General features: G+C 36.4%; 13 protein-coding genes. 9 read left to right on the top strand and 4 right to left on the bottom strand.

Annotation, left to right across the window (positions count from 1 at the left end):
• The first annotated feature begins 69 nt into the window (after positions 1–69).
• Positions 70–2,478, top strand: coding sequence for a TonB-dependent receptor (locus HW347_RS17025; RefSeq protein WP_394370286.1), 2,409 nt, complete (start codon positions 70–72; stop codon positions 2,476–2,478).
• Between the two features lie 5 nt (positions 2,479–2,483).
• Entirely contained in the window at positions 2,484–3,329 is an 846-nt protein-coding gene (locus HW347_RS17020) for a DUF4249 family protein (RefSeq protein ID WP_214612950.1), read from the top strand.
• A 129-nt stretch (positions 3,330–3,458) separates the two neighbouring features.
• Here HW347_RS17020 and HW347_RS17015 read toward each other — a convergent pair whose 3' ends face one another.
• Positions 3,459–4,265 carry a DUF1853 family protein gene (locus HW347_RS17015; protein ID WP_214612949.1) on the bottom strand — a complete coding sequence of 269 codons (807 nt, stop codon included), beginning with the start codon at positions 4,263–4,265 and terminating at the stop codon, positions 3,459–3,461.
• 152 nt (positions 4,266–4,417) lie between these two features.
• Here HW347_RS17015 and HW347_RS17010 point away from each other — a divergent pair, with 152 nt between their 5' ends.
• From HW347_RS17010 to HW347_RS16995, 4 genes are all read left to right on the top strand, one after another.
• Entirely contained in the window at positions 4,418–5,815 is a 1,398-nt protein-coding gene (locus HW347_RS17010; protein ID WP_214612948.1) for a Gfo/Idh/MocA family protein, read from the top strand.
• Between the two features lie 120 nt (positions 5,816–5,935).
• Positions 5,936–7,093, top strand: a complete 1,158-nt coding sequence (locus HW347_RS17005) for a vWA domain-containing protein (protein ID WP_214613055.1) — start codon at positions 5,936–5,938, stop codon at positions 7,091–7,093.
• A gap of 19 nt (positions 7,094–7,112) precedes the next feature.
• Entirely contained in the window at positions 7,113–7,562 is a 450-nt protein-coding gene (locus tag HW347_RS17000; RefSeq protein WP_214612947.1) for a cytochrome c oxidase assembly factor Coa1 family protein, read from the top strand.
• Positions 7,563–7,573: 11 nt separating this feature from the next.
• A complete protein-coding gene (locus tag HW347_RS16995; protein ID WP_214612946.1) occupies positions 7,574–9,043 on the top strand; it encodes a MoxR family ATPase in 1,470 nt (489 codons plus the stop codon).
• A gap of 71 nt (positions 9,044–9,114) precedes the next feature.
• On the opposite strand, the gene HW347_RS16990 is transcribed toward HW347_RS16995, so the two are convergent.
• Positions 9,115–10,464, bottom strand: a complete 1,350-nt coding sequence (locus HW347_RS16990) for a Kelch repeat-containing protein (RefSeq protein WP_214612945.1) — start codon at positions 10,462–10,464, stop codon at positions 9,115–9,117.
• 339 nt (positions 10,465–10,803) lie between these two features.
• On the opposite strand from HW347_RS16990, the gene HW347_RS16985 reads away from it, so the two are divergent.
• The 3 genes from HW347_RS16985 (at position 10,804) to HW347_RS16975 (ending at position 16,854) form a co-directional block, all read left to right on the top strand.
• Entirely contained in the window at positions 10,804–13,119 is a 2,316-nt protein-coding gene (locus HW347_RS16985) for a chondroitinase-B domain-containing protein (RefSeq protein WP_214612944.1), read from the top strand.
• A gap of 121 nt (positions 13,120–13,240) precedes the next feature.
• Positions 13,241–14,299, top strand: coding sequence for a polysaccharide lyase family 7 protein (locus HW347_RS16980; protein ID WP_214612943.1), 1,059 nt, complete (start codon positions 13,241–13,243; stop codon positions 14,297–14,299).
• Between the two features lie 227 nt (positions 14,300–14,526).
• Entirely contained in the window at positions 14,527–16,854 is a 2,328-nt protein-coding gene (locus HW347_RS16975) for a chondroitinase-B domain-containing protein (RefSeq protein WP_214612942.1), read from the top strand.
• A 116-nt stretch (positions 16,855–16,970) separates the two neighbouring features.
• Here HW347_RS16975 and HW347_RS16970 read toward each other — a convergent pair whose 3' ends face one another.
• Positions 16,971–18,464, bottom strand: a complete 1,494-nt coding sequence (locus HW347_RS16970; protein WP_214612941.1) for a sensor histidine kinase — start codon at positions 18,462–18,464, stop codon at positions 16,971–16,973.
• On the bottom strand, positions 18,461–19,159 hold the full coding sequence (locus HW347_RS16965; protein WP_155596552.1) for a response regulator transcription factor: 699 nt from the start codon (positions 19,157–19,159) through the stop codon (positions 18,461–18,463). Before HW347_RS16965 ends, HW347_RS16970 begins: the two co-directional genes overlap by 4 nt.
• Positions 19,160–19,363 lie beyond the last annotated feature (204 nt).

The following is a 19,363-nucleotide window of genomic DNA, read 5'->3' as shown; positions in this document are numbered from 1 at the left end:
GGCGTGCAACCTTCTTTATTTTTTGTTGTCCATAGAGGTGTTCATCAATCAAAAATCAAAATAAATAAAATGACAAAAAATGTAATTAATAGTACTTCACAACAATGGTTTACGGCCATGTTAAGCTTGCTATTTTTGCTGGTTAGTGCGGTAAGCATTGCGCAAGAAAACTATACTGTTAGTGGTAAAGTAAGTGATGCAGCAAATGGTGAAACCCTTTTTGGGGCTTCCGTTTTTTTGGAAGGAACTTCTATTGGAGTGGTCACTAATGAATACGGATTCTACTCCATTACAGCTCCTGAAGGGAACTATCGCTTGCTTATTTCCTATATGGGATATTCCGAAAAGTATCAGGAAATTACCTTGGATAAAGATCAAAAGTTCGATTTTGAGATTTCAGAATTTTCAACCGAGTTAGAAGAAGTTGTGGTTAGCGCAGATGAGCCGGAAAGGGCCATCTTACGAAAGCCGGAAATGAGTGTTGCTAAAATGAATATAGCAACCGTAAAACAAATGCCCGTGGTTTTGGGTGAGGTAGATATTCTAAAGTCGTTACAAATGCTTCCGGGTGTTACAAATAATGGCGAAGGTACAGGAGGTTTTCATGTAAGAGGTGGTGCGGGTGATCAAAACTTGGTATTGTTAGATGAGGCTATTATTTATAACACATCTCACATGTTTGGTTTCTTCTCCGTATTTAATGCCGATGCTATTAAAGATGTGAAATTATACAAAGGTGGTATTCCGGCACGCTATGGTGGTAGAGTTTCTTCTGTATTAGATGTGCGTCAAAAAGATGGAAATAGTAAGCAGTTTGCAGCAACAGGAGGGATTGGTATAATTTCTAGTCGTCTTGCACTTGAAGGTCCTTTGTTCAAAGAAAAGGGGTCGTTCTTAATAGCAGGGAGACGATCATATGCAGACTTATTATTAAAAGCTGCTGGCGAGGACAATAGCGTTAGCTTCTACGATTTAAACTTAAAAACCAATTATAAGATTAATGCGAATAACAGGTTATATCTTTCGGGTTATTTCGGTAGGGATGCTTTTGAGTTAGGTGAGAATTTCACGAGTAGTTACGGAAATTCAACGGGGAATTTACGTTGGAACCATATATTCAATAACAGACTCTTTTCAAACCTATCCGTAGTTTATAGTAAGTATGATTATGATTTAGGTATTACCACGGCAGAGTTTGATTGGGTTTCTTCAATCACAAATTATAATCTGAAATATGATTTTAAATACTACTTCAGTGATAAGTTCAAGTTAGACTTTGGTGCCAGTGGAATTTATTATGATTTTGATCCAGGGGAAATTCGTCCTACTTCTGAGACTTCATCTGTTAACTCATTTATTTTAGACAGTAAGAAAGCGCTAGAAAGTGGTGTATATATAAATGCTGAACATAAGCTAACGGATAATTTAACAGCCCAATACGGTTTGCGTTATAGTGGGTTTACTAGATTTGGAGGACAAGCCATGGTAGAGTATGCCAATAATCAACCTGTGGTATACAATTCGGTTTTAGGTATTTATGAGAGAGGAACTGAAGTAGGGGAGACAAATTATGATAAAGGAGATGTTATAGAGAAGTTTGGAAATTTTGAACCTAGAGCTTCGCTGGCTTATGTTTTAAATGATGATTCATCTTTAAAAGTAGGATTTTCAAGAGTTGCCCAATACATTCATTTGCTATCGAATACTTCTTCGGCTACACCATTAGATGTTTGGGCACCTAGTGGACAATATGTTAAGCCACAATTATCAAATCAATATGCATTGGGATATTTTAGAAACTTCAAGGATAAGGCATATTCTATGGAGGCGGAAGTCTACTTCAAAAACACCGATAATAGAATCGATTATATTGATGGGTCTGATTTAATAGGACAAAACACTATAGAAACGGAGATTTTAAATGGAGAATCTAGAGCTTATGGTCTTGAACTTTTATTACGTAAAAATGAAGGTGATTTTACGGGATGGATTGCATATACCTTGTCAAAATCTGAACAACGAACTCCTGGCGGAAATGCAGGTGGTTTAGGTATTAATGATGGTGACTGGTACAATACACCCTATGATAGAACACATGATATTTCTATTTCAGGGGCTTATAAGTTGAATGATAAATTAAGCTTTGGTGCCAATCTTGTTTTTCAAACCGGTAGACCGGTTACTTACCCAAATGGCCAATATGAATACGAAGGAATTTCTGTAGCCAGTTATGCTGATAGGAATTCAGACCGTTTGCCTTCCTATCACCGTTTAGATTTATCGGTTAATTATAAACCGAATCGTAAACCAGAGAGGCGTTTTAAAGGAGAGTGGGTATTAGGTATTTATAACGCCTATAACCGTAAGAATGCAGCATCTATTTCCTTTGGACAGAATTTAGAAACGGGAGCTAATGAAGCTACTAGAACTGCCATTTTTGGAATCGTCCCTTCGTTAACCTATAACTTTAAATTTTAAAAAAAATGTACAACTATATAAAATCCATCGTACTTCTCTTGTTCGTTTCAATCACTTCTTGTAGTGATGTGATTGATGTGGAGGTACAAGAAGGACAATCCCGACTAGTAATTCAAGCTTCATTAGATTGGGAGAAAGGTACTACCGGAAACGAACAGATTGTAAAGTTGAGTACATCTACCGAGTTTTTTGACACCACTAGTAACACAGCTGTTACGGGCGCATCTGTTTCTGTAACTAATGATGTAAGCGGTGCGGAATTTATCTTTATAGATCAGAATAATGGTGAATACACTACTTCTGAATTTGTACCTGTATTAAATGAATCATACACACTTACAGTTATACATAACGGAGAAACCTATTCTGCAAATGAAACTATGATGACGGTTACGGAAATCACAGATTTATACCAAGGACTTGAGGATGGTTTTGATGATGAGGAACTGGAGCTACATGTAGAATTTACAGATCCCGAAGACGAGGATAACTTTTATCTTTTTAAATTCCAAAAGCAAGGAGATTTACTGCCAGAATTTGAGGTAGGTGACGATGAATTTGTAAATGGAAACGAACTAGACTGGTGGTATGAAATTGAAGAAGATGAAGACACAGATAAAATAGAAGCTCTTGCTCCTGGAGATGTGGTAACCATAGAAATGTATGGTATTTCAGAAGCCTATTATGGTTATATGGATATTTTAATAGATCAAATAGGTGGTGTTGGTATTTTTTCTGCCACCCCAGTTGCTGTAAAAGGAAACTGCATAAACCTGACAAATCCAGATAATTACGCACACGGATACTTTAGGCTAACAGAAGTGAATAAAACAAGTTATACGTTTGAGTAAGACTGCGTTTAGTATTTAGTACAGAGTATTTAGTAGTTAGTGAAGGAATAACAAATGCGGTCTGTAAAACTAGACATAGCTATCAAAGACTTTCTGCTCAGTACTCTATACTAAAAACTTACTAATAATCTACCACCAAACCACGAAAAATTTCTGAAACTCGGTATCTGATTTTTTCATCCAGAGCATGGGAGCATTCTGGTTTAAAGTATGGAGATTCACTTCCATTAAAGTTTCAAAATGTGAGGACCAACGTACTTTTTTATGAGGTGGAATTACCCATTCTGATTTACTTGGAATATAATATTGGTGGTTTTTAAAATCGTCTTTCTCAAAAGCCTCAAACTTTAACCAATATCCATAAACACAGTTCTTATTTAAAGGTGTAATGTCTACATCAGCATTAGTATATGGCATATAGAGCTGTGCTTTAAAGCAAGCTTGATGCTCAATTTCTTCGTGGTTTATTTGTCTTTCTTCTAAAGTTTTAATCCCATTTTTAGAATGTAAAAGGGGAAACTGCTTGTTCCTTATTTTTTCCATTTTTGTAAAGAACATATCTTTACGGTTCGGCCCAATTAGTCGGTGTATAGGTTCGGATATAGTCGGGTCTATAATATAGAATTTGTACGTCAGCTCAACATGTATCAGTTTTTCTGTTTCTCGGTGTTTCAGAATAAAGTCTATTTCACCAATGGTCCGGTTTTCATCTTTAACAGGCTGGTTATGGAGAATAAGGTCGTAGGTGTTATTTCTAATTAATAACTGAGTAAATACATGTTCCATTTGATGACCTAAACGTAGTTTTTTGGAAATGGGTTTTGGTAGAAATCTATTTAAGTTTACCTCTGGGAAAACAAATTGATTTATTCCAAATTCTTCACCTGTCCACAAAGCAGGTGTACTTAAAAAACCAAAACACTGTTCTTTTATCATCTTTCACGAAGATATGTTCTCTTAATCTTCTGTCAAAAAAATAACCATTACTTCGTAAGACTTTGTTAATACCAGAGCTGGGCATGATTAAATTATCGAAAACTTCTTTATATTGTAGATTCATTTCTACAACAACTCACAAAAAAACACAGATGAACTCAAACAGAAGAAATTTCCTAAAAAAAACTTCATTGGTAGGAGCAGGCATAGCTTTGGCTCCAAATGTTTCCCAAGCTAATTTTTTAGGAACGGACAGGCCTTATTCGGCACAATACATGGGTGCTTTTAAAGCTCCTAAATTAGTTAAGGTGCGTTTTGCGTTTATAGGTGTAGGAGCAAGAGGTTCGGGGCATGTAGCTCAAATTGCGGCAATAGAAGGTACAGAGGTTGTTGCTATATCCGACCTTTACGAAGATTTGGCCAAAAAGTCTGCAGACGTTTGTAAGGAGGCAGGAAAAGGACAGAGACATAAAAAAGTAAAGCTATATACCGATAGTGAAAACGATTGGAAAAAAATGCTGGAGGAACAAAAACCGGATGCGGTTATCATTGCTACTCCTTGGGGATTACATGCCCCTATGGCCATTGCAGCTATGAATAGCGGAAGTCATGCTTTTGTAGAAGTTCCATTGGCCTTGACCATAAAGGAAATGTGGGATATTGTAGACACTTCTGAAAAGACACAGAAACATTGTATGATGATGGAGAACGTCAACTACGGTAGAGATGAGTTGTTGTATCTTAATATGTGTCGTGAAGGTGTTATTGGAGAATTACTACATGGGGAAGCGGCGTATATTCATGAATTGCGTTTTCAAATGAACGAGGTGGACCGTGGTACCGGTTCTTGGAGAACGCCACATTATGCGCATAGAAATGGAAATCTTTATCCAACACACGGTTTGGGTCCTGTTGCGCAGTATATGAACATTGGTCGTACAGATGATAATTTCAAGTTTATTAATTCATTTTCGTCTCCTGCAAAAGGCCGCCAATTGTATGCGGAAAAGAACTTTCCTGCTGATCACAAATGGAATAAATTGGATTATAAAGGAGGAGATATCAATACCTCTATCATAAAAACCACAATGGGTCGTACTATTATGGTACAATGGGATGAAACTAGTCCACGTCCGTATACCCGTCATAATATGATTCAAGGTACAAAAGGTACTTTGGCAGGTTTCCCAACCCGTGTTGCTATAGAAGGTGGCGTTGAAGGCGCAACTGAAGATCACCACCACTGGGCAGAAGGAGATGGTTTGGCAAAAATCTATGAAAAATATGAACACCCATTATATAAGAGAGTAGGAGACCTAGCTACAAAAATGGGAGGTCACGGCGGAATGGATTTTATGATGTTATTCCGTGTTGTTGAATGTTTAAGAAATGGAGAGCCTTTGGATCAGAATGTTTACGAAGGTTGTCTTTGGAGTGCGGTTTCGCCTCTAAGTGAAACTTCTGTAGCAGCTAACGGTGCTCCACAAGAGTTTCCAGATTTTACCCGTGGTGCTTGGAAAACTACCGCACCTTTAGGAATTATAAGTTAATTTACTCTTCTCCTTAAAAAATAACAAAGCAGCCATGCTTTGTAAATGCTTATAGCCCATAACCGTTAACATTTCCTAAAAATGGAGGTGTTAACGGTTTTATTAAGTAATTTTATATTTATGGCTATGAACACAAGAAAAGGATTCCGGTTTTCAACATATGAAGCACCGGGACAAACTCCTTTCGATAAACTTTTTGATATATTTCAAGAACTCATAACCCATACTTCTGGTGATTTTGACGAGGCCATAGATTGGCTTCGTGAATTGGATAAGGAGTATGAACTGACGGATGATGAATATACGATTGATGATTTTATTGAGGAGTTAAAAGCAAAAGGATACATTCAGGAAGAATTTGATGATAATGCTGCCGGCGGAGAAGGAGAAGAGGGCGATGAAAATGGTGGAAAAGGAAATATTTCTATTACCGCTAAAATGGAACGCTTAATTCGCCAACGTGCATTAGATCAGATTTTTGGTAAAATTAAACGGAGTGGTTCCGGAAACCATAAAACAGGAAAATCCGGACAAGGAGATGAGCATACGGGAGATTTGCGAGAATACCGTTATGGTGATGGTTTGGAGCACATTTCAATGACCGAGAGTCTTAAAAATGCTCAAATCAATCATGGTATGGGTAGCTTCACTTTAAATGAAGACGATTTGGTGGTTGAGGATACTCAGCATAAAGCGCAGATGAGCACTGTATTGATGATTGATATTAGCCACAGTATGATTCTGTATGGCGAAGATCGGATTACACCAGCTAAAAAAGTGGCAATGGCATTGGCAGAGTTGATTACGACTCGCTATCCAAAGGATACTTTGGATATTTTGGTTTTTGGTAATGACGCTTGGCCTATTCCTATAAAGGACCTTCCGTACTTAAAGGTTGGACCGTATCATACCAATACTGTAGCTGGACTTCAGTTGGCAATGGATATGCTACGTCGTAAGCGGAATACCAATAAGCAGATTTTTATGATTACCGATGGAAAGCCCAGTTGTTTAAGGCTTCCGGATGGTACTTATTATAAGAATAGTGTTGGTTTGGATGATTATATAGTCGAGAAATGTTACAACATGGCAAGACAGGCTAGAAAATTACATATTCCTATAACCACGTTTATGATTGCCCAAGACGCTTATTTGATGCAATTCATTAGGCATTTTACAGAAGCAAATAAGGGCAAGGCATTCTTTACAGGGCTGCAAGGTTTGGGTGAAATGATTTTTGAAGATTACGAAACAAATAGGAAAAAGAGATTGAAGTAAAAAGAGGAAAATAGATAAGATGACAACGTATAAAAAACCTTGGTTTAAAAGAAAACGTACTTGGTTTTCGTTGTTCTTCTTGATCTGTATGGGCTTGTTTCTTTCAACCCTACCAAAAGAATTACCGCGCAATGTGGCTTATTTGGCAAAGGCATATTCAGAACCTGAAATAGCAGAGGGCGCATTGGAAATTGTTAAAAGTAATCCGAAAATAATTGCTTTATTAGGAGAGTTAAAACCAATGGGTCAATTCGATATGTTAGAAGGGTCAGTTGGTTATTCTAAAGAAGGTGATTCGGTAGCAATAACCATTCATGTAAGAGGTGATAAAAAAAAGAAAAAGGTTCGTGCAAATATGGATGTTTTAGCACAAAAAATAAATAACAAATGGGAATATATAAATATTCAAGTTCGAATTAAGGGTCCAGTAGAATTGAAACAAACCATTCCTATTTTAGATAAACAATAGTATAGAAACATATGACTTTGAAACATAAAGAGATTACCACATTAAAGGAGCTAAAAGCTGCAGGTTATAAAAGCAAATCTATTAAAGATGAGTTGCGAGACAACCTCATTCAAAAAATAAAGAAGGGTGAAGAAACTTTCCCTGGGGTATGGGGGTATGAAGATTCCGTTATTCCAGAGTTGGAGCGGGCTATTTTATCTCGGCATAATATTAATTTACTAGGATTGCGTGGTCAGGCTAAAACTCGTTTAGCTCACTTAATGGTAGATTTATTAGATGAATTTATTCCTGTAGTAGAAGGTTCGGAAATTAATGATGACCCTATGAAGCCCATGTCTAGATATGCTATGGAGCTGATTAAAGAAAAAGGAGATGACACTCCAATTTCTTGGTTGCATAAAGATGAGCGTTTTGCCGAAAAATTAGCAACACCAGACGTTACCGTGGCCGATTTAATTGGAGACGTAGATCCTATAAAAGCGGCAAACCTTAAATTATCTTATGCAGATGATAGAGTGATTCATTTTGGGATGATCCCACGTGCTAACCGCTGTATTTTTGTCATTAACGAACTTCCAGATTTACAAGCACGTATTCAAGTTTCTCTATTTAATATATTGGAGGAAGGAGATATACAGATTCGTGGTTTTAAACTCAGATTACCGTTGGATATTCAGTTTGTGTTTACCGCAAACCCTGAGGATTATACAAATAGAGGAAGTATAGTAACGCCGTTGAAAGATAGAATTGGGTCTCAGATATTAACGCATTATCCGGATGATATTGAAACCGCTAGAAAAATTACGGAACAAGAAGCTAATCTTGACGCACGCCAAACGGATTCTGTTTATGTACCGGACTTGGCCAAAGATTTACTCGAGCAAATTATTTTTGAAGCTCGTGATAGTGAATATGTAGATGCTAAAAGTGGTGTAAGTGCACGAACAAGTATAACCGCTTTTGAAAACCTTTTGAGTACTGCAGAAAGAAGAGCTTTAGTGACAGATGCTAGTAGCACCATGGTACGATTGAGTGATTTTATGGGGATTATCCCTGCCATTACCGGTAAGATAGAATTGGTCTATGAAGGTGAGCAGGAAGGTGCAGATGGTGTAGCTGAAATTTTGATTGATGATGCTGTAAAAAGCCTGTTTCCAAAATATTTTCCAGCAATAAACAAACTGGAAAGAAAAGACGCTCCATCTCCATATGATGATTTGTTGAGTTGGTTCTTTCAAGGTGAAGGTTTTGAGTTGTTGGATGAGTTTACGGATGAAGAATACAAGCGAACGTTAGACGGCATTCCTGAGCTTAGTCAGCTGATAAAAGAGCATCAACCAGATTTTCCTAAGGAAGATATGTACTTCTTGAAGGAATTGGTTTTATGGGGACTTGTATCACATAAGAAACTAAGTAAAAATAGATTCGCAGAAGGCTATCAATTTAAAGACCTTTATGGGAGTTATATAGATGGGTTGTAGAAAACCCTAGTCTTAAAAATTAAAAAGCCCTTTCGTTTAGAAAGGGCTTTTTTTATTGGTTGTTATTACAATTATTCAATGACCCATACGTCATTGTAGTGAGATCTAAGATTATCATCTTGGTCAATATGTAATCCACCAGAGATAAGTATTTTATTTTCGAAAACAGTAGAGGCATGTCCTAATCTTCCGGTATAAGAATCGCTACCGCTCAGTTTATTCCATTCGGTTCCATTATCTGAATACCATACATCTGCAAATGAAACAACGTCTTGCTCCATAGTTTCTTGATTCGTTACAGCTTGCCAGCCACCAATGGCCCACATTTTGTTGTCATACACTAAAGAGGTATGATTAGCACGAATTTCAAATACAGATTCCGTAGCTACTTCCGTCCAGTTTATGCCATCAGTAGACGTATAAATATCATTATAGAATAAAGGTGAGAAATCTTGAATTGTAGTTCCCCCCATTAAATACATTTTATCATTAAATACTACCGTAGTATGGTCTGTACGTGGTGAGAACTGTGTGCTAGATGCTGCTTCTGTCCAAGTTATTCCGTCTTCAGAATACCAAACATCATTCATTTGTTCAGTTACCTTAGTTCCACCAATAACCCACAACTTGTTATCATAAACAAGGGTAGAATGACCTTCTCTAGAGCCAAATGGACCGGATAAATCATTCCGTACCCAATCTATACCATTAGTAGAGGACCAGATATCACTAAAACCTCCACCAATAATCCAAAACTTATTTTTGAATACAATAGCTGTGTGGTTATTTTTTCCTCCAAAACCAAAAGGATCCTCTGCCACTAGCTCCCAGGTTTTTCCATCTACAGAAGACCATACGTCTTTGTAATTTGAGTTGTCGTTTTGACCACCTATCATCCATAATTTACCGTCAAACTCAGTAATACTATGATTTCTTCGTTTACTAAATTCCGCATTAGCAGTTAAAGCAGTTTCGGAAAACGTATAGCCTTTAGTGCTAAAGCTAAAGGTTTCGGTACTTTCGGTTTTACCTCCATTACTATCACTAGCAACTACTTTCCAATAATATACCTTGTTTCGTTCCAAACCTTCAGTTATAGAAAACTCAGGTGCTGTTAAATCTTCTGCTATAATAGTTTCTGGAGATACTGTTGTGTCTAGAAAAAGTTTATAGGTAAGTTCATCGCCATCTGGATCTGTAGCAGTAGCCCAAGTTAAAAGCGGATTTAAATCAATATCTGCTGCACCATTATCTAAAGCTACAAGATTGAATGCTTCAGGAGCACCATTCCCTGGAACTTGTTCTTCTTCTTCCGGTTGCTCGGTATCCGTATCTGGGACATCAATTTGTAAATCATCACTAGAACATGCGCCAAAAATCAAAAGGGAAGTACTGATAAATAGTAGGTTTTTAAACTTCATGATAGGGATTTTAAGTTATGAGTATATAACTATCAGCCTTATAAAAAATTTGAAGCTTTAGACCAAGTGTTTCTTCTTTCAGATAAACATCAATTTTAGGCAATAGTAGTCAGGTGAATTGATAAATAAGAATAGTAAATGAAGTTTTAGGTTACTAATTATCGTCAGGAGTAAGGACTAAATCCTTTGTTTAGAAAGATAAATAAGCTATATTTGGTAAACCAGTTTGGTAAACCAATTAGGCAAGATGGCAATTGGATGTAGTTACTTAATCTGTATTCGAAATTCTCAACTATTTTAAAGAATCTAATAGAACAACTCTCTCAAAACACCTAAACGATGAAAACTAGTTTATTAGCAATAAGTGCAGCTCTTTTATTCTTTTCATTTACTAAAAACCCTGATTATCAAGAGTTTTATGTAAAAAACATATCAGAATTGAATGCTGCAATAAATAGTGCAAGTCCTGGAGATGAGATAATAATGGCCAATGGCGAATGGAAGGATGTACAGATTAAATTTGTAGGTTATGGAACAGAAGAGCAGCCAATTACGCTTAAAGCCGAAACTGCTGGAAAAGTTTTCATCAGTGGAGTATCTGACTTAAAACTTGGTGGAGATTATTTGGTAGTCAGTGGTTTGAATTTCACGAGTGGTTATTCTCCTTCCGATGCCGTGGTGGAGTTTGCAATTAATAAAGATACGGTTGCCAATCACTCCAAGCTTACCAATAGTGTAATCTTAGATTATAATAAGCCTCAAAAAAATCAAACGGATTTATGGGTTTTGTTTCACGGGCGTCATAATGAACTAGAAGGTTGTTATATCGCCGGTAAGGCTAACAGAGGGCCTACGGTCAGAATTGATTTGGCAGGGAATCATAGCATAAAGAATTATCATAAAATCACCAACAATTATTTTGGACCAAGACCTCCAAAAGGTGGTCCAAGTGCAGAAACCATACAGCTTGGTAATAGTTATACTTCAATGGCTCCAAGTTACACCTTGGTTCAACATAATTTCTTTGACAGATGTAATGGCGAAGTTGAAGTTATTTCAAGTAAAACCAACTTTAACGAATTTAGAAACAATGTTTTCTATAAAAGCGAAGGGTCAGTGGTTACAAGGCACGGTAACTATTGTATTATAGATGGCAATTATTTTATAGGCGATAAAAATTCTGAGCAAATAGGAGGAGTGAGACTTATTGGAACAGGACATTGGGTGACGAACAATTACTTTTTTGACCTAAAAGGAGATACGTTCAGAAGTCCGTTGGCCATTATGAACGGTATTAAAAAATCGCCTTTAAATAGATATATACAGGTTACAGATGTAGTGGTAGCCTATAATTCATACATTAATTGCTCCCCTTGGCAGTTTAGTGTTGGTTCTAACGTAGATCAAAAGGATATTCTTCCCGCTAGCGAAATCAGGTCTGAAAGACCTATTCGTACAATTGTGGCCAACAACCTAATCTACAATGACAAAGGTGTTGAGCAAGTTGTAATTGCTCATGATTCTTTGGATGGAATTGATTTTGAAAGTAATATCATTAACAATCAAGGAGTTTCATTTGATAAAATCTCCGGTATTGAAGCAGAAGATTTTTCAATTTCTGAATTGGAAGAAAATGTTTGGATTCCATCGGCTGATGTGTCCAGTCCGGAACTTTATAATGGTTTTGAATTTGATTTAATTAAAAAGGACCTTTTTGGGAATTCAAGAGAGGAAAAAAACGAAGTTGGGGCTGTTGTAGGTAAGCCGGTTAAAAATCTAAATCTTATGGATGTATCTCAGTACGGTCCAGATTGGTATTCTCCAAATTCTGCTAATGACTATGCACCCAAAACCTATTCCGTTAGTTCAACTTCCAAATTGGTTAGTACGCTCCAGAAAGCAAAAAATGGTGATACCATTGTTCTGACTTCCAGCAAGTATAAGCTGAAAACCTCTTTAAAAATTGATAAGATGTTGACCATTCGCTCAGCGGATGTCAATAACAAGGCTATTATTCAATATAATGGTGCTCCAGGAACACCGGCCTTTGAAATGAACCCTAAAGGAAAGCTTACTCTTAAAGGTGTTTACCTTATAGGCGCAAAAGATCAGTACGCGTTCGCAAGCTTAAAAGAGAACATGTCCAGTCTTTATAATTTGACCGTTGTGGATTCCGAAATATCTAATTTTGATTATGTTCTAAAAGCGTACAAACATTCATTCTCCGAGTATATTAAGTTTAAATCTACTTCTATAAAAAACTGTGCAAATGGTTTGGAAATTTCTGAAGAAACCGATGATCGTGGGGAATATAGTGCAGAGAATATCTTTATAGAGAATTGTCAATTTGAGAATGTTGGTAAAAATGTAGTTGATTACTATAGGGGTGGTTATGATGAATCTACTGTTGGTGGAAATTTAGTTGTAACTAATAGCACTTTTGAAAATTGTGGTGCCAACGAAGAAGACGGAATTTTACTTAACACCTATGGTATTATTAATGTGGACCTTTCAGGAAACAAATTTCTGGACAATCCGGTAAAATTCGTTGCTCGCTTATGGGGTGCCAAAAATAACACACATGCTAATAACGAAATCAAAAATTCAGGGGAGCTTATCGTAGAAGAAAACCTTCCACTTAAACTGATGTACTAACTAAGTATTCTTTAGTAAACTACCTCGGGGCAAGCCCAGAGGCATTAAAAGGAATACACTTTGATTTCGAGGCAAGCCTCGGAGCATTTAATCTCGATTATCGAGTAAAATCAATTTGAAGATGAAAAAATCAGTATTTACGGTAGTTGCAGTTTTAGCATTATTCGCTTGTAAGAACAATGCTAAAGTCTCTCCAGATACGAGTTCAGAGGCAACAGCTCAAACTGAGAAGGAAACTAAATATCCAAGTGATGTAATTCCTTTTATGGACGAATGGAAAATTCTTTTAGGTGACGGAACTCGTTCGGAAGAACTAGTGAACTATGAGAAAAAAGATTTTTTCTATGTAGAAAAGGATGATCAAGCGGATTGGGTAGTTTATAAAACGCCTAACTCTGGGGTTACCTCAAGAACTTCAAGTAATACAAGAACAGAGTTAGGACAAAAAAAACATTGGATACCAGAAACCGGAGGTAAATTAACCGGTACACTAAAGGTTCAGCATGTATCTACCTCAGGTGACGCTAGAGTTGCCGCGTCATATTCTGTGGTAGTTGGGCAAATCCATAGTGATGAAGGACATGAGAACGAACCTATAAAAATCTTTTATAAAAAGTTTCCTGGCCATACAAAAGGTTCTGTTTTTTGGAATTATGAAATTAATACAAAAGGAGACAATTCAAAAAGATGGGATTATTCAACAGCCATTTGGGGAAATGACATGTCTGTTGTTGGAGAAACCGCTACTACATATCCTAAAGAACCTGAAAATGGAATTGAATTAGGAGAAGAGTTTAGTTATGAAATAAATGTCTTTAAAGGTATAATGTATCTAACCTTTTCAAGTGAAGGACATGACACTGTAAAATTTACAAAAAACTTATTGAAATCAGATTTCTCTAAGAAATCTGATATACCGGAACAAATATGGACTTTATATGCGTCTATTGGTCGTGACGGAATTGAACGTGAAAATGCATATGCTGGTGAAATTCAATACTTCAAACAAGGTGCGTACAATCAAACTAATGGAAAATCTCCAGATGACAATATGGTTTGGAGTACAGGTTCCGAAACGTATGATGGCGATATACCAAAACAGTATGCAAATGGATGCTATACGGAGGTCTGGTTTAAGGAAGCCACTGTAGGCGAAGGTACATTGCCAATTGAAGAATAGTATCTGCCTAAGAGGTGATTTTGAAGTTATTGATACTGCTGCTTTGCAATTTGGAATAGGTAGGTTTAAATAGCGTAAAACCAGTAATACTTAATTTATAGAATTGATAATTTCGTCAAGGTCAAATTATCTATTCGGATGAATATCGACCGATTTTCTGTTAAAAACTTGTGAGTCTAGCAAATATATGTACTTTTGGTAAACCAGTTTGGTAAACCAATTTACATATGACACACTTAAATAAATTATTCTCGTTAATTTTTATCACGGTTAGCTGCTCATTTGCTACAGCACAGCAAATGGGAACAGTAAAAAATGTAGCAGAGTTTGAAGAAATGCTTCAAAAGGCGCAACCAGGTGATAGCATTGTTCTTGCTAATGGAGCATGGATGGATGCAGAACTTTTGTTTGAAGCTAACGGTACGGCAGAAAAGCCAATCACGCTTACCGTTGAAGAAAAAGGAAAAGTAACTTTAGAAGGAGCTTCTAATCTAAGAATTGCAGGTGACCATTTAATAGTAAAAGGTCTTGTTTTTAAAAATGGTTACACACCAACAAATGCAGTTATTTCTTTTAGAAAAAATAGAGAAGAAATGGCTAATAACAGCCGTTTAACGGAATGTGTCATTGATAATTTCAATAATCCAGAACGTCAAGTGCAGGATTATTGGGTAACGATTTATGGTAAAAATAACCGTATTGACCATAACCATATTTCAGGAAAAAAGAACTTAGGTGTTACCATGATTGTTGGTTTGGACACAGAAGGTAGTAGAGCAAACAATCACCAAATAGACCACAACTATTTTGGTCCTCGACCAACTTACGGTAATAACGGAGGTGAAACTTTAAGGATTGGAACCAGTCATCATGCGCTAGAAAATTCTAATACGTTAGTAGAGTCTAATTACTTTGACAGAACTAATGGCGAGCACGAAATTATTTCAAATAAATCTTGTCAAAACACCTTTAAATACAACACCTTTTTTGAGTGTACAGGTACTTTAACTATGCGTCATGGAAATGAGACGCTAGTTGACGGTAATGTTTTCATAGGTAATGGAAAGCCAAGTACGGGAGGTGTACGTGTAATTAATGAAACGCAAACAGTTATTAACAACTATCATATTGGTTTAACAGGATACCGTTTTAGAGGTGCTTTTGTTATGATGAATGGTGTGCCAGATTCACCACCAAATCGTTATGTACCGGTTATTGATTCTAAGGTAAACAACAACACGTTTGTTAATTGTGAAAATATCCTTTTTGGTGCAGGTAACGATGAAGAAAGAAGTCAAGCACCAAGAACTTCTGAATTTTCAGAGAACATTATTTATAATGATAACAAGAAAGACATTTTCACTATTAACGATGATATTAGTGGGATTATTTTTAAAGATAATATTTTAGGTGAAAACTCAGAAACAAGTATTAAGTCTGGTTTTAAAAATGCAGATATTAAATTAGTAAAAAACGAGCAAGGTTTTTTAATACCTACATCAAAGAAAATAAAAACTAAGGTTACGATAAGTCCAAAAATTGCTACTAAGCAAAATACAGGAATAGAGTGGTATTCTAAAGCAGACAATAGTGTAACGTTGAATTCCGGTAAAACTTTAAAAGTAGAAGCAGGTATCAATACGTTATATGAAATCGTTAAAACGTCAGGAGCTGGAGACATCATAGAATTGGAAGAAGGTGGAACCTACTTGTTAACGAAAGCTGTAAAAATAGACCACCCGCTAACATTTAAAACAGTTGGTAAGAAAAAGGCAACCATTTTATTTGAAAGAATGATGGCATTTGAAATCCAAGATGGTGGTAGTTTGTCTTTGGAGAATATCACTTTTGATGGTGCTAAATCTCCTGATTACGCTGGTAATTCCGTTATCAGTACGAGTAAAAACTCCATGCTGGATAATTACAAATTGTTTATTGATAACTGCGAGTTTAAAGATATGGTGGTCAACCATTCTTTTGATGTGCTAAGAGTTTCTAAAGGTACATTTGCAGATACCATTAGCATTCAAAATTCAACCTTCAAAAAAATTACGGGCAGTATTGCAGCGTTAGATAAGGAGACTGATGATATTGGAGCTTACAATGTAGAGTACTTCATAATGAAAAACAATACTATAAGCGAACTACAAGGAGCGGCATTACGGTTATATAGAGGAGGTAAAGACGAGAGCACATTTGGGCCTTTCTTAGAGATGGATCACAATGTATTTGATAATGTTGGTTTTGGTAAGAAGAACAAATACAAATCTGCCATATCACTATACGGAGTACAAGAAACAGATATCAAAAACAATATTTTTAAAGATAGTAAGGCTATTGAAATGCATTTAGTAGTTGGTGAGCCTATTGTTAAAGTGCGTAATAATGCCCTAAGCAATTCTGAAAAACTTGTTGTAACCGGAGATCAGAAATACTTTGTAGAAAATCAATGGGATTTAGCTCCGGAGTTTATGGATGATTCATCATACTCATTAAGTCCTGATTCTCCTTTAAAAGGAAAAGCTACGGATGGTGGTGATTTAGGGGTGAAATAGGAGAGAAGAGAATAATCAACTGAAATTAGTAGCTGAACAATGTAATTTGTTGTTTACTAAATATAAAAGCTGAACACCACTTCATTTAAATTATGAATAGTGTTCAGCTTTTTATTTTAAACTTGATAGGCGGGAAGGTGAAATATAAAAGAACTCCCTTCCTTAGGTCTACTCAAAACGGTAATAGTCGTATCATGTAAATCCATGATTTTTTTAACTATTGCCAGACCAAGTCCGTACCCTTGTTTTTTAGCACTTTTATCAACCTGTTTATAGCGGTCAAATATAAAGGGCTGTTCATTCACTGGAATACCAGTTCCGGTATCGGTAATGTTTATCTCTACATTCTTTCCTTTTTTCTGAAGCGATAAAGTCACTTTGCCGTTGGCCTGAGTGTATTTCAAGGCATTTTCTATTAAGTTCTGCAAAGCTCTTTCTACCAAGCTTACATCTGCAAAAACCAAGCAATTTTCTTCAGGATTGTCTAGTTGAAGATCAATTTGTTTCTGTTCTGCTAAAACCCTGAATTTAGCAATTAGATCGTGAGAAAGCTCAGTTATGGAGAAAGGTTCTTTCACCGGAGTAACTTGCTCTGCTTCCAACTTAGAATACTCAAAAAGCTGATTTATTAAGTTAGACAGCTTATCTACATTGTCATGCGTAATTTGTAGGTATTCCTGTTTTTGTTCTTCCGTAAGGGAATCGTTTTTAATCTGTAACGTTTCAATGTATCCCTTTAAAATTGCAAGTGGTGTTCTAAGGTCGTGTGAGACATTGGCAATCAATTCTCTCCGTAACAAATCAACAGATTGCATCTTATCCATATTGCCAACAATACTATCGGCCATTTCATTAAAGGAGTTAGCAAACACTTCAATATCAGAATTTTCTGGATTAGAAATACGTGCTTGCAAGTCCCCATCATGAAACTTACGGACTGTCTTTGTAATTAAACGTAAATTTTTAGTCAAGAACCAAATGGCCAAAAGGCCAATAACCAAAGAAAAGAGCATAGTTAACAAGGTTGCTCCAATGCCTAATTTGGTGAAATATTGATTTAAGAGATTGTCGCTCACTTCTTGAAATTTTTTACCGGCAAGTACAATATAAACGTATCCTTCACGACCATCCACAGAGTAGGGCGCTGCTGAAAATATTTTTTGCTCACCTATATTTCGTGGGTCATCACCCAGAACAAAGCGCTCGCCTTTATTTTTGATAAAAAACTCTATAGGAGTTAATGAAACACTCTTGGTTGAACTTTTGTCACCATGATCAAGCACTACGGAATACAGAACTTCTCCCGTTTCATTTAGTAGATAGACCTCAATACTCTGGTTTACGGCCATCATATCATGCATTAAATCACCAAAAAGGGGTTTATTGACGCTACCATCTTCAAGAAAAGGAGAAGCATCTTTAAATTTTTCGGCAATCACATGATGAGCCACATCGGCATTAAGTCGTTGCGTGGTTTCCTGGCTATATTTATTGGCAAAATAGCCAGTGATAAATATATATGAAGATCCCATTAATAAGACAAGAAGTATAAAGGCCAACCAAAGTTTTTTGATCAGCTTGGGCGTCAAAGTTTTTTCTTTCTGGCTCATAGTGAGATGTCTTCATTAAACTTATAGCCAACACCCCAAGTTGTGAGAATAAAGGTAGGGTTGGCCATGTCAGATTCAATTTTGGCTCGTAAACGGTTAATATGTGAGTTAACGGTATGTTCGTAACCCTCAAAATTATACCCCCATATCATGTTCAGGAGTTCTGTTCTTGAGTAGTTGCGTCCAGGGTTGGAAGCCATTAAAACTAAAAGTTCAAATTCCTTTGGGGAAAGCTCAATTTTGGTATCGTTTAAAAGCACTTTTCTTTTGTCAATATCAATAAAAAGTCCCTCAAAAGCAATCGTATCAGTACTTTCAGTTTTCACCTGTTGTGCATCTGTACGACGCATTACAGCTTTAATACGGGCCAATAACTCTCGAATACTAAAGGGTTTTGTGATGTAATCATCAGCACCTATTTCTAGTCCAAGGACACGATCAATCTCTTCAGATTTAGCCGTTAGCATGATAACCGGCGTGTTTTTTTCGGCTCTTAACTTTTTACAGATTTCAATTCCATCCATGCTGGGGAGTGTTAGATCTAAAAGTATAAGGTCGTAATCATGGTTAAGAGCCATTAGTAAACCTTCGGCGCCATCCATTGCCTTAGATGTCTTATAAATAAGATCGGTAAGGTGAATCTCTAAGAGTTTGATGATTTCTGGATCATCTTCTATAATCAATATTTCTTTCATAATTCAGAGTACGAATGACGTTAAAAAGTATCACATAGTTATCACGGGAAGTCTAAAATAGACAAATGGTAGGCAAGGGGCTATAATAACCTATGAAACCCTAAAATTATTGATAACCTGATGTTTATGTGGGAAATGTTCACAAAAGTATCACGGAATTAGTTCAAAAGTTTAGCTTTCTGTGACTTCTCGCTTCAATATAAC

It is taken from the genome of Zobellia barbeyronii (assembly GCF_018603515.1).
In the GTDB taxonomy this organism is placed as follows: Bacteria; Bacteroidota; Bacteroidia; order Flavobacteriales; family Flavobacteriaceae; genus Zobellia; species Zobellia barbeyronii.
This window is presented reverse-complemented; position numbering and strand designations above follow the sequence as displayed.